Raw genomic sequence first — 11,840 nt, 5'->3', positions numbered from 1 at the left:
GTGTCTTGGAAATAGCGGAGCTACGGCAGGCGGGTGATCCGGTCCGCCGCGGGCGGCGCCAGGTTCGGGTGGGCGCCCAGGTACGCGATGAACGCGTCCAGGTCGACCGGCCCGCCCGCGAGGTCCGTGCCCTTGGTGAACTCGGTGAAGCCGTCCCCGCCGGCGGCGAGGAAGTTGTTCACCGACACGCGGAACGTCGCCGCCGGGTCGACCGGCGTGCCGTTCACCGTGATGTTCGAGACCCGCGAGCCCTGCGGCGCGGACGCCGAGTAGCTGTAGTGCAGCGAGCTCGAGATCTGCAGGATGCGTGTGGTCGTGCCCTGCCACTGCTGTTCCAGCACGTTCTTCAGGTTCGCGCCGGTCAGCGTGATCGTCTGCATGATGTTCGCGAACGGCTGGACGGTGAAGGCCTCGCCGTAGGTCACCACGCCGTCGCCCTCGTTGTTCGCCGACGACTTGTACGTCAGGTCGGCGCGGATGCCGCCCGGGTTGGTGATCGCGATGACCGCGTTGTTCGCCTGCGTGCCCGCGAGCTGCGCGTCGGCGATGACGTCGCCGAGCGAGGACTCGCCGGCCGCGTTGCCCGCCGCCGGCAGGTCCGCGGTGATGGTGCCGACCTGCTTGTTCGCGATCGGCGCCGCCTTGGTCTTGGCGTCGGCGACGAGCGCCGCCACGGCCGGGTCCGGCGTGACCGTGCGGGTGACGATCTCGTTGTGCGCCTGGGTCTGCGACCGGACGACGTCCCGCGTCTTCAGGTTGATCTTCAGGTCCACCACGGAAAGCAGGCGGCCGAACGACGAGCCCTGGATGACCGTGCGCGGCTGGCCGGCCGGGTCGTTGATGACGCAGTTGTACTGCTGGTGGCTGTGGCCGGTGAAGATCGCGTCGACCTTCGGCGTCACGGCCTTCGCGATCGCGGTGGCCGGGCCGGGCAGGGTCTTGCAGTCGTTCGGGCCGGTCGCTTCGGTGTTGTCGCCCTGGTGCAGCAGCACGACCTGGGACTTGACGCCGAGGAAGTCGAGCAGGTTCGCGGTGCGGTCGATCGCCTCGACCTCGTCACCGAACTTGAGGCCCTTGATGGCTTCCGGCGTGACGACGGTCGGCAGGTCCTTCAGCGTCGCGCCGATGACACCGATCGGGACGCCGCCTTCGAACTTGACGGTGAACGGCAACAGCGCGGGCAGCCCGTTGGTGAAGTACACATTGGACCCGAGGAAGGGGAAGTCCGCACCCTTGAACTTCTTGTCGAACTGGCAACCGTCGGCCGGGTGGCAGCCGCCGAACTGCATGCGCTGCAGTTCCTTGTAGCCCTCGTCGAACTCGTGGTTGCCGACGACGGACGCGCCGACGCCGAGCTGGTTCAGGAAGTCGATGGTCGGCTCGTCGTGGAACAGCGCGGAGATCACCGGCGACGCGCCGACGTTGTCCCCGGCGGACAGCACGAGCGAGTTGCGCACCTGCGAGCGCAGCTGCTTCACGTGCGTCGCCAGGTAAGCGGCACCGCCGGCGTCCACAGTGGTCCCGTCGGACTGCGTGACCCGGCCGCTGGAGCCGGACGGCGGCTCCAGGTTCCCGTGGAAGTCGTTGAACGTGATGATCCGGACGTCGGTGGTGGGGTCCGGGCGCTGGCCCGCGGACGCGGGTGCGGTGGTCACCGCCGTCGTCGCCAGCGCGGCCGCGGCGAGCACCACGAGCCGGGTTGAAAGCCTCATGCGCGTTTCCTCCGATTCGCGCCCAAGTCCCCTAACGGGCGCACGGCGGAGGATTCTGCCTCGCGGAGGAGTCGGCTACCAGGGTCAAAAGACGGACGTAAAGCGAATGTCACCTAACGGCTTCCCTGGAGCAGCACGCGCGCGACGAGCGCCGGGTCGTCGTTCATCGGCACGTGCCCACAGCCGGGCAGCAGCCGGAACGTCCCTTCGGGAGCGACCTTCCGCAGGTCGGCGACGCGCGGCCGGGCGAGGATGCGGTCGTGCTCGGCCCAGGCGATGGTCACCGGGACGCCGGTGACCGGCCCGGTGAAACGGAAGTCCCCGCGCGACTGGGCGGCGGTCGGCTCGAAGCCCGGCGCGGTCGCGAGCGCGTGGGCGTCCTCGACGACGTCGTCCGGCGTCAGCAGCCCCGGCTTCCCCACGATCATCCCGGTCAGCGCCTTGCGCCCGGCCGCCGTCGCGGCGATGCGGCGCACGACGTGCGGTGGTGTGCGCTGCGCGAGCGCGCGGTGGGCCTTGAGCGTGGCGATCGCGTACATCTTCTGCGTCCGGTTCCACAGCCCGGCGGGCGACAACGCCGTGACGCTGCGGACGAGCCCGGCCTGGCCGAGCGCCAGCGACAGCAGCCCGCCGAGCGAGTTCCCCGCGACGTGCGGGCGGTCGAGACCCAGCTCGGTGAAGAGCTCCTTGAACATCACCAGCGCGGGCTCGACGCCGTACCCGCCGGCCGGCTCGGGCGACTCACCGAAGCCCGGCAGGTCCACGGCGATGACGTCGCGATGCGGCGTGAGCAGCGGAAACACCGGCGCCCACGCCTGACGGCGGTGGCCGATGCCGTGGATCAGCACCAGCGGCGCGCCCCGGCCCTCACGGTCGTAGACAACGTCGTCCATTACCCGAGAGTAAGTCCGGGCCGGCGGAAAAGCTACTACCGTCGGTAACAGTTACTCGGCGTCCAGGTGAATCCGCGTCCCGGCGTCGGCCGACCGCCGGACGGCGTCCAGAACCCGGTGCACGCGCAGCGCGTGCGCGAAGTCCGGCAGGTCGCCCTTGAGGTGGCGCGCGTAGGCGTGCGCGACGTTGTACGACGGCTCGGCGGCCCGCCCGGCCAGCTGCGGCAGTTCGTACCGAGCGGGGACGGTGAGCTTCTCCAGCGTGCCGGTCCGGCTGCCGCGCAAGGTCACCTTCGCGATCCAGAACAGCGGGTCCGCGGCGTCGACGACGAGCGTGCCCTCGGTGCCGTTGATCTCCCAGTGGAAGTCCGTGGCGGGCGAGGACCCGCCGCGCAGGTGCAGCGACGCGACGGCGCCGCTGTTCAGCACGCCGCCGACGGCGATCTGGTCCGGCGCGGTCATCGGGACCGAGTCGCCGGTGACCTCGTCGCGCACCCGCGGCCGGACGGTCGCCACCGTCGCCGACAGCTCGGAGAACCGGCCGAGCACCATGTCGAACGCGTCGACGGTGTGCGCGAACGGGATCGTCAGCATGGTCGCCCCGCCTTCGGGGTGCAACTGGTAGCCGCGCCCGGCCCGGACCGCCGGACCCCAGTTGCCACCCGAGCCGATCAACGACGTCGAGAGCACGCGGCCGACGTACCCGTCCTTGATGAGGTCGCGCAGGTAGCGCAACGCGGGCGCGGACCGCCCCTGCAGGCCGACCGCCGTCTTGGCGTCCTTCGCCGCTTCGGCCAGTGCCTCGGTTTCGGCCAGGCTCACGCCGAGCGGCCACTCGCTCAGCACCTGCTTGCCCGCGGCGAGCGCGGGCTCGATCAGCGCCCGGTGCTCACTCACCTTCACCGCGACGACGACCAGGTCGACCTCCGGGTGCCGCGCGAGCTCCCCGGCGTCGCCGAAGGTCAGCGGCACGCCGTACTTCTCCCCGGCCACCCGCGCCGACTCGGCGCTGCTCCCGCTCAGGGCGCGGAGCTCGTAGCCGTCCACCGCGGCCAGCGCGGGCACGTGCGCGGTGGCGGCCCAGCCGCCGTTCGCGCTGAGCCCGACGATGCCGACCCGGACCGGTGCCATGAGCGTTCCCTTTCGTCGCCCCCACAAGACTTCGACGTGCCGAGCGTCGTGGTCATTCCCGGTTCAGCGCAAGCCGCATCCGGTTACGTCTCCCTTTTCCGGCTATGACTTCGGACTCGCCGGTGAGGACGAAGCCGAGCCGCTCGTAGACGCGTCGCGCGCGGTCGTTTCCTTCGAAGACGTGCAGACCGATGGCTTCCGCGCCCGCTTCCTCGGCCGCTCGGCGGACGGCGTGGACGAGGTCGGCGGCCAGCCCGCGGCCCCGCGCCTGTGGCGCAACCCACATCGAGAAGACCAGCCACTCCCGTTCTTCCGGCGTTCGGCCGCGACGAGCGAGCCGAAGTTCTCGGGCGTGTCCGCGAGCGCGCGGAGCCGGATTTCGCGCAGCACGGGGACATCGTCGGGAATCAGCCGTCGCACGTGGACCATCCGGGCAGGTTCGCACGCACCGACGGTTCGGTAACACCCATCAACCCGGGCGCGATGAGCCGAGCGTTCCGGCAACGGGGGGAAGCATGGGCATCGAGGTCGTCCTCGTGGTGCTGGCCGTCGTCGTGCTGATGATCGGGGGCACGGTGTTCAGCGCGTGGCGGGCCGAGCGCGGCGCCGAAGACGACGCGGCCGAGGACGAGAGCCGGCCCTGACCGATCGGCCCGAGGCGGTCGGCCGAGTGGCCGATGGGGTCCGGCTCTTCGACCGAAGCGGCTCCCGGGTCATGATCCATAACGTCGGTGGCATGACGAACGCACAGGTCACCGCCCTGCAGTACGGACTCATCGGCTTCCTGGCGCTGTGGACCGTCGTACTGGTGCCGCAGCTGATCACGCAGCTGGCCCGGCACGGCGGCCTGCGCCTGCGCGGCATCGTGACGACCGGCGCGGTGCTGCTGTACGGCTGCATGACCCTGGCGGTCGTCTTCCTGCCGCTGCCCGGCCCCGGCGCGCGCCGGCTGAGCCAGACGGTGCAGCTGCACCCGTTCCAGTGGATCACCGACATCCACACGGAACTGCTGAAGCACGGCGAGCCGCTGTCGCAGTGGTTCATGACGCAGACGTTCCAGCAGGCCTGCATGAACGTGCTGCTGTTCGTCCCGCTGGGGGTGTTCGCCAGGATCCTGTGGCGCCGCGGCCTGACCGGCACGGTCCTGATCGGCTTCGCGGTGTCCCTGCTCATCGAGTTCACGCAGGTCACGGCGAACTTCGGGACGGCGCCGTACGTCTACCGCATCTTCGACGTGGACGACCTCATGAACAACACGTTCGGCGCGGGAGCCGGCTGGGTGTTCGGGGCGTTGCTGCTGGCGGTCCTGCGTTCACCGGTCGGCGTGCAGCCGGCCCGGCGCGAGCGGGTCCACTTCGCCGAGACGCGCTAACCGCGCCTTCCGCTGCAGGGCGGCCCGCTTGGCGGCCCGCCGGTCCTCGAGAACGACGACGAGGGCGGCGACGGCCAAGACCAGCGCGACCAGCCCGAGGACGATCGGAAGCTGCACGAAATCCTCCTCGGTACGGCGCTGTGCGGGAGATCACAACAGGTTACGCAGGTCCGTGGTGAATTCGCTACCCCCGGCGACGGACGCGGGCAGCGAACCAGTTCCGATCGGCGGACAGCCAGCCGTCGAAGGTCAGCCCGGCCGAAGTCAGGACATCCGCCGGCTCCAGCCGGCGGCACGTGAACTCCTGGTCCCACCGCCGCCCACCGGCGGAATACCGCACTGTCGCCGACAGCAGGTCGCCTTCGCGGACGACGTCGGCCAGCTCGACCTCCACTTCCCCGAGCCGGCCGCCCTGACCACTCGCCACGGTGGCGAACCACTCCGGCGGGTGCCATTCGACGATCAGCCGCCCCGAAGGCGCCAAGTGCCGCCGCGCGGCGGCGAGCAGAGCGTGCCGGTCCGAATCCAGCTCGGTGTTGACCAGGTGGCTGGCCAGCAGCACCGCATCGAACGCCCGGCCGAGGTCCAGGTCGCCGATCCGCGCGCACACCGTCTCGGTCCGGACGTGCGCGAGCATCTCCGGCGAATCGTCCACGGCGACCACGGGATGACCCAACGCGATCAGCGGATGGGTGACCCGGCCGGCCCCACACCCCAGCTCGAGGATCGACACCCCCGGGGGCACGGCCGCGTGCACGATCTCCGGCTCACCCGCCGGCGGAAGCAAGCGGTAGACCTCGACCGAACACCCGTCCGCGGTGACGTCCATCCTCCCAGCGTGCCGGAGACTGGAGGGGTGAGCACCCGACCCACGAAGGATCAGCTGGCCGCCGCGCACAACACGACCATCCCGGACGTCATCGCACCCGGCCTCGACGTCCTGTTCTGCGGTATCAACCCCGGCCTCTACTCGGGCGCGCTGAAGCAGCACTTCGCCCGCCCCGGCAACCGCTTCTGGCCCGCCCTCCACGCCGGCGGGTTCACGCCGAGGCGCTACCAGCCCGACGAACAGAACCAGCTGCTCGACCTCAAGCTCGGCATCACGAACGTCGTCGCCCGGACCACCGCCCGCGCCGACGAGCTCACCGACGACGAGTTCCGTGAGGGCGGCAAGCTGCTGGAAGCCAAGGTGCTCGAGTACCGGCCGCGGTGGCTGGCCGTCGTCGGGATCACCGCCTACCGGACCGCGTTCGGCTTCCCGAAGGCGCGCGTCGGGCAGCAGGAGCACCGGATCGGCGGCACCCGGGTGTGGGTGCTGCCGAACCCGAGCGGCCTCAACGCGCACTGGACGCCGGCCGGGCTCGCGGCGGAGTTCGCGGAGCTGCGGGCCGCATCCCGAGATCGTCGAAATCGTTGAACAAGGGGCGAGCCACCCTCAGTAGCGCCAACCGCCCCATCAGGTCCTTTCCGGCCCGGTCGAGCTCCCTTCCCTGGAAGGTTTTCTACCCAGAGTTTGCTGTGACCGGGCGATTAGGCCATGAGGGGGAGATGGCGTCATGAGCTGCGCAATCGCGACTCGTACCAAGCAGGAGGAGTCACTTTTGGCCGGTCCCGGCAGGGGAGACCGGACGGTGCCGGACGCGTGAACCGAGGGGACGCGTCCGGCGTCCCAGGAGCGACGGCGCAGGAGACGGAGGCCCACGATGCACGGCATCGAGCCCACCCGAAGGCCGATCGGGCCGACCGGACCCGGCGGGCGAAGTCTCGGCGTGGCGGTGGTCGACCCGGTCCCGATCTTCCGCGACGGCCTCGGCGCGCTCGTCCACCGCAGCCAGGGGCTGCACTGGGCGGGCCAGGCGGCCAGCCACCACGCCGCGCTGCAGCTGTGCGAGCAGGTCAAGCCGGACGTCGTCGTGCTCGACTCGGCGCTCGACCCGAACTGCCACCTGACGAAGCTGCTCAACGCCGGCGACCCGGCACTGATCATCGTCACGCTCATCCGGGACACGAACCGCACGCAGCAGTACCTCGCGGCCGCGATCGCCGCTGGCGCGCACGCGATCGTGCCGCGGTCGATCGACTCGCGACGGCTCGCCGAAGCGATCCGGCGGGCGCACACCGAGCGCCGGTACATCGACCCCGGGCTGGCCGCGCTCACCGTCCGGCCGAAGCGGTCCACCGTGCCGAAGGGCGAGCTCGCCCACGACAGCCCGCCGGGGCCGCGCGGCGGGATGCCGCTGTCCAGGCGCGAGTACCAGGTGCTCCAGCTCGTCGCCGAAGGTCTCGAGAACTCGGCGATCGCGAAGCTGCTGTTCCTCTCCGTGGAGACGGTCCGGACCCACGTCAAGAGCATCCTGCGCAAGCTGTCCGCGCGGGACCGGACGCACGCCGTGACGATCGCCTTCCGCGGCGGGATACTGGTCGCGCGGGCGGAGGACGGCCACGTGCCGGTGACTGCCGACACAACAGCGCTTCCCGGGCAGCGCTGACCCCTCGAAACGCCCGGATTTCCGCACCCGGAAGTGCGGATCTGCTTGCTCCAGTTACCCGCAGGTAATATCCTGAAGTTACCGGCGAGTAAGGCGAACATGTGCCCGGCCGGGGAGCCGAACACATTGGAGTGACGACATGGGCCACTACAAGAGCAACGTCCGAGACCTGGAGTTCAACCTCTTCGAGGTACTCGGCGTCCAGGAACGCCTGGGCAAGGGTGTGCTCGCCGAGTCCGACGAGGAGACCGCCCGCGGGGTGCTGTCCGAGCTGAACAAGCTCGCGACCGGGCCGCTCGCCGAGTCCTTCGCCGACGCCGACCGCAACCCGCCGGTGTACGACCCGAAGACCTTCAGTGTGAAGATCCCCGAGTCGTTCAAGAAGAGCTACAAGCAGCTCCTCGACGGCGAATGGTGGCGGCTCGGCCTCACCAACGACCTCGGCGGCTTCGGCCTGCCCCCGACCGTGCAGTGGGCCGCGTCCGAGCTCATCCTCGGCGCGAACGCCCCGCTGTTCATGTACCTGGCGGGCCCGAACTTCGCCATGATCGTGAACAAGAACGGCACCGAAGAGCAGAAGCACTGGGCCCAGCTCATGATCGACCGGCAGTGGGGCGCCACGATGGTGCTGACCGAGCCGGACGCCGGCTCCGACGTCGGCGCGGGCCGCACCAAGGCCACCAAGCAGGAGGACGGCTCCTGGCACATCGACGGCGTGAAGCGGTTCATCACCTCGGCCGAGCACGACATGAGCGAAAACATCATGCACCTCGTGCTGGCGCGCCCCGAGGGTCCCGGCATCGAGACCAAGCCGGGCACCAAGGGCCTGTCGCTGTTCCTCGTGCCGAAGTTCCACTTCGACTCGAAGACCGGTGAGCTGGGCGAGCGCAACGGCGCCTTCGTCACGAACGTCGAGCACAAGATGGGCATCAAGGCCTCGACGACGTGCGAGCTGACCTTCGGCCAGCACGGCACCCCGGCCAAGGGCTGGCTGCTCGGCGAGGTCCACGACGGCATCGCGCAGATGTTCCAGGTCATCGAGTACGCCCGGATGATGGTCGGCACCAAGGCCATCGCGACGCTGTCGACCGGCTACCTCAACGCGCTGGAGTACGCCAAGGAGCGCGTCCAGGGTGCCGACCTGCCGAACATGCTGAACAAGGCCGCCCCGCGCGTCACCATCACGCACCACCCCGACGTCCGCCGCTCGCTGATGCTCCAGAAGGCGTACGCCGAGGGCCTCCGTGCGGTCTACCTGTACACCGCGTCCTTCCAGGACCAGCTGTGGACCGGCGAGGGTGACCAGAAGGTCGCGCACGGTGTCAACGACCTGCTGCTGCCGATCGTCAAGGGTGTCGGCTCCGAGCGCGCCACCGAGCAGCTCGTGCAGTCGCTGCAGACGCTGGGCGGTTCCGGCTTCCTGCAGGACTACCCGATCGAGCAGTACATCCGCGACGCCAAGATCGACTCGCTGTACGAGGGCACCACGGCCATCCAGTCGCTGGACTTCTTCTTCCGGAAGATCGTCCGCGACAAGGGCCAGTCGCTGGCCTTCGTCGCCGGCGAGATCACCAAGTTCATCGAGTCCGAGGCGGGCAACGGCCGGCTCAAGAACGAGCGCGGACTGCTCAAGCAGGCCCTCGAGGACACCCAGGGCATGCTGGGCTCGCTGATCGGCTACCTCACCGCGTCGCAGGAAGACCCGCAGAACATCAACAAGGTCGGCCAGCACACGGTCCGCCTGCTGATGTCGGTCGGCGACCTGCTCATCGGCTGGCAGCTGCTCAAGCACGCCGAGGTCGCCATCGCGAAGCTCGACGCGGGCGCGTCCGCCAAGGACGTCCCGTTCTACGAGGGCAAGATCGCCGTGGCGTCGTTCTTCTCGAAGCAGGTGCTGCCGGAGCTGACCGCCCGCCGCGCCATCGTCGAGGCCGCCGACAACGCGCTGATGGAGCTCGACGAAGCCGCCTTCTGATTGGTCACGAAAGGGCCCTCCTCGCGTGAGGAGGGCCCTTTTCGTGTTTCAGGGCCGGACGGCGCGGGCATTCCGCTCACCGAGTCCGACGGACCCGAGTGGCCGGGTCCGCGGATCCTTGAGAGGAGAAAGTGATGACTGTCGCCGGCATCGTCAGCGCCATCATCGTCGGGCTGATCATCGGTGTTCTGGGCCGGCTGGTCGCGCCCGGCAAGCAGGGCATCCCGATCTGGCTGACCATCCTGATCGGTATCATCGCCGCCTTCATCGGCACGGCGATCGCCCGCGGGCTCGGGTACGCCGACACGAACGGCATCGACTGGCTGGAAATCCTGACGCAGGTCGTCCTGGCCGCGATCGGGGTGAGCATCGCCGCCGGCGCCTACGGACGCCGAGGCGTGACGAGGTAGCTCCTTCCCAGGCCGATCCGGCCCGGTTCGCCCTCGCGGGCGGACCGGGCCGGATCTTTTTCGCGGTCACTCCATCGGGGGTCTGCGCGGGCGATGCGCCGGGATCGGTGCCACCGTGGCGCTTATTGCGCTATCCGAGGAGGCAACCGTGCTCGGCGGACTTTGGGGCATCATCTCGACGATCATCGTGGGCCTGGTCCTGGGCGTGCTCGGCCGGCTGTTCGCGCCGGGCGACCAGAAGATCCCGGTCTGGCTGACCATCGTCGTCGGCATCGTGGCCGCGTTCATCGGCAACTGGCTCGCCGGCGTGTTCGGCGTCAAGGACACCGCCGGCATCGACTGGATCCGGCACGTCTTCCAGATCGTCGCCGCCGTCGTCGGGGTCATCGCGGCCTCGGCGATCTACGCCAAGGTCAAGGGCGGCAGCCGCACTACCGCCTGACGGCCAGGCCTGCGCCGACGAGCAGCAGCGCGGCGGCGCAGGCCATCGTCGTGGTGAGGGCGTGCGCGGACGACGTCGCGGCGAGGGTCAGGAACAGGCTGCCGAACGTGGCCACGCCGATGACCTGGCCCAGCTGCAGCGTGGTGGTCAGCAGGCCGCTGACGTCCGCCGCGCGCTCGAGCGGGACGTGCGTCAGCGCGTTCACCATCAAGGAGCCGAACGCGGGTCCCATCGACAGGCCGAAGAGCAGCAGGGCCACGAAGAACAGCGTGCCGCCGTCCCGGCCCAGCCCGAGCAGCACGTAGGCGATCGCGGATCCCACGTAACCGCATGGGGTCAGCCAGGCGTGCACCCGCCGCGGCAGCCTGTTCCAGAAGAACCCGCACAGGCCGAAGACGACCCCGCCCGGTGCCATCGCCAAGCCGGCGGCCAGCGCCGTCTTGCCGAGGCCCGACTGCAGGTGCAGTGCCACGCAGAAGAGGAATCCGCCGTAGGCCGCGACTCCGGCCCCGAGGGTGGCCAAGCCCGGCGCGACCCCACGGATCTTCAGTACGGCGAGGTCGACGAGCGGATCGCGCACGCGGCGTTCCACGACGACGAAGAGCACGGCCAGCAGCGCGCCGGCGGCGATCGAGCCGAACGCCCAGCCGGGCCAGCCGGTTTCGTGCCCGAGGACCAGTGGCAGCACGACGAGCACCACCGCCGGCACGGCGATCGCGAGTCCGGCGAGGTCGAGCCGCCGGCCCGCCTTCGCGGCACCGCCGGGCACCAGCTTGACGGCGAGCACGGCCACGAGGACGCCGATCGGGACGTTCACCAGGAAGACCGGCCGCCAGCCCGCCCCGAACAGGTCCGCGCCCACGAGCACGCCGCCGACGACCTGACCGGCGACGAACGCGACGGAGATGACCGCGGTGTACGCGCTGAGCGCCTTCGCCCGCGCGGCCCCGGTGAACTGCGCCTGGATGACGCTGATGACCTGCGGCATCATCAACGCGGCCCCGGCGCCCTGGGCGATCCGCGCGACGACGAGGACGGGTGCGTCCGGCGCCAGGCCGCAGAGCGCCGAGCAGACGGTGAACGTGACGACGCCGATGACGAACAGCCGGCGCCGGCCGAACAGCTCACCCAGCCGGGCGCCGGTGATCAGCAGCATCGCGTAGCCCACGGTGTAGCCGGAAACGACCAGCTGCAGCGCGGCGCCGGACGCGTGCAGGTCGGTGCGGATGTCGGCCATGGCGACGTTCACGACGGTGACGTCGAGCAGCGCCATGAACTGGCCGAGCAGCAGGACGGCCAGCATGAACCACGGCCGCCGGTCCGGCCGGGCGGCCCGGTCCGAGGCCGGGGCAGGGGTGGTCAGTGTCATGCCGCTGACCTTGGGCCTCGTGGGTCGCCCGCGGAGAGAGCCTGGGG

The 11,840-nt window shown here is 70.2% G+C and carries 14 protein-coding genes; 7 read left to right on the top strand and 7 right to left on the bottom strand.

Features of this window, described 5'->3' with window-relative positions; genetic code table 11:
- Nucleotides 1-20: 20 nt before the first annotated feature.
- From ACZ4TR_RS02020 to ACZ4TR_RS02005, 4 genes are all read right to left on the bottom strand, one after another.
- Nucleotides 21-1,712: a bifunctional metallophosphatase/5'-nucleotidase gene (locus tag ACZ4TR_RS02020; RefSeq protein ID WP_465285372.1), complete on the bottom strand. Its 1,692-nt coding sequence runs from the start codon at nucleotides 1,710-1,712 to the stop codon at nucleotides 21-23.
- A 113-nt stretch (nucleotides 1,713-1,825) separates the two neighbouring features.
- Entirely contained in the window at nucleotides 1,826-2,605 is a 780-nt protein-coding gene (locus ACZ4TR_RS02015) for an alpha/beta fold hydrolase (RefSeq protein WP_465285371.1), read from the bottom strand.
- 51 nt (nucleotides 2,606-2,656) lie between these two features.
- Complete coding sequence (locus ACZ4TR_RS02010) at nucleotides 2,657-3,736, bottom strand: Gfo/Idh/MocA family protein (protein WP_465285370.1); 1,080 nt, start codon at nucleotides 3,734-3,736, stop codon at nucleotides 2,657-2,659.
- Between the two features lie 52 nt (nucleotides 3,737-3,788).
- Nucleotides 3,789-4,022, bottom strand: coding sequence for a GNAT family N-acetyltransferase (locus ACZ4TR_RS02005; protein ID WP_465285369.1), 234 nt, complete (start codon nucleotides 4,020-4,022; stop codon nucleotides 3,789-3,791).
- Nucleotides 4,023-4,251: 229 nt separating this feature from the next.
- On the opposite strand from ACZ4TR_RS02005, the gene ACZ4TR_RS02000 reads away from it, so the two are divergent.
- Both ACZ4TR_RS02000 and ACZ4TR_RS01995 read left to right on the top strand, forming a co-directional pair.
- Complete coding sequence (locus tag ACZ4TR_RS02000; protein WP_465285368.1) at nucleotides 4,252-4,380, top strand: hypothetical protein; 129 nt, start codon at nucleotides 4,252-4,254, stop codon at nucleotides 4,378-4,380.
- Nucleotides 4,381-4,472: 92 nt separating this feature from the next.
- Nucleotides 4,473-5,108: a VanZ family protein gene (locus ACZ4TR_RS01995; protein ID WP_465285367.1), complete on the top strand. Its 636-nt coding sequence runs from the start codon at nucleotides 4,473-4,475 to the stop codon at nucleotides 5,106-5,108.
- Here the strand turns inward: ACZ4TR_RS01995 and ACZ4TR_RS01990 are convergent.
- Complete coding sequence (locus ACZ4TR_RS01990; RefSeq protein ID WP_196425799.1) at nucleotides 5,049-5,225, bottom strand: hypothetical protein; 177 nt, start codon at nucleotides 5,223-5,225, stop codon at nucleotides 5,049-5,051. The two genes, ACZ4TR_RS01995 and ACZ4TR_RS01990, sit on opposite strands and share 60 nt — an antisense overlap.
- Nucleotides 5,226-5,292: 67 nt before the next feature.
- Nucleotides 5,293-5,937 carry a class I SAM-dependent methyltransferase gene (locus ACZ4TR_RS01985; protein WP_465285366.1) on the bottom strand — a complete coding sequence of 215 codons (645 nt, stop codon included), beginning with the start codon at nucleotides 5,935-5,937 and terminating at the stop codon, nucleotides 5,293-5,295.
- 27 nt (nucleotides 5,938-5,964) lie between these two features.
- Here ACZ4TR_RS01985 and mug point away from each other — a divergent pair, with 27 nt between their 5' ends.
- The 5 genes from mug (at nucleotide 5,965) to ACZ4TR_RS01960 (ending at nucleotide 10,424) form a co-directional block, all read left to right on the top strand.
- Complete coding sequence (mug, locus tag ACZ4TR_RS01980) at nucleotides 5,965-6,525, top strand: G/U mismatch-specific DNA glycosylase (RefSeq protein WP_465285365.1); 561 nt, start codon at nucleotides 5,965-5,967, stop codon at nucleotides 6,523-6,525.
- A 286-nt stretch (nucleotides 6,526-6,811) separates the two neighbouring features.
- A complete protein-coding gene (locus ACZ4TR_RS01975) occupies nucleotides 6,812-7,597 on the top strand; it encodes a response regulator transcription factor (protein ID WP_465285364.1) in 786 nt (261 codons plus the stop codon).
- Nucleotides 7,598-7,736: 139 nt separating this feature from the next.
- On the top strand, nucleotides 7,737-9,572 hold the full coding sequence (locus ACZ4TR_RS01970) for an acyl-CoA dehydrogenase (protein WP_465285363.1): 1,836 nt from the start codon (nucleotides 7,737-7,739) through the stop codon (nucleotides 9,570-9,572).
- Nucleotides 9,573-9,706: 134 nt separating this feature from the next.
- Entirely contained in the window at nucleotides 9,707-9,982 is a 276-nt protein-coding gene (locus tag ACZ4TR_RS01965) for a GlsB/YeaQ/YmgE family stress response membrane protein (protein WP_465285362.1), read from the top strand.
- Between the two features lie 148 nt (nucleotides 9,983-10,130).
- The gene (locus ACZ4TR_RS01960) at nucleotides 10,131-10,424 is read left to right on the top strand and encodes a GlsB/YeaQ/YmgE family stress response membrane protein (RefSeq protein ID WP_465285361.1); all 294 of its coding nucleotides are present in this window, start codon (nucleotides 10,131-10,133) and stop codon (nucleotides 10,422-10,424) included.
- Here ACZ4TR_RS01960 and ACZ4TR_RS01955 read toward each other — a convergent pair.
- Nucleotides 10,414-11,793 carry an MFS transporter gene (locus ACZ4TR_RS01955; RefSeq protein WP_465285360.1) on the bottom strand — a complete coding sequence of 460 codons (1,380 nt, stop codon included), beginning with the start codon at nucleotides 11,791-11,793 and terminating at the stop codon, nucleotides 10,414-10,416. The two genes, ACZ4TR_RS01960 and ACZ4TR_RS01955, sit on opposite strands and share 11 nt — an antisense overlap.
- Between the last annotated feature and the right edge of the window lie 47 nt (nucleotides 11,794-11,840).

It is taken from the genome of Amycolatopsis sp. NPDC028719 (assembly GCF_055565395.1).
This window is presented reverse-complemented; position numbering and strand designations above follow the sequence as displayed.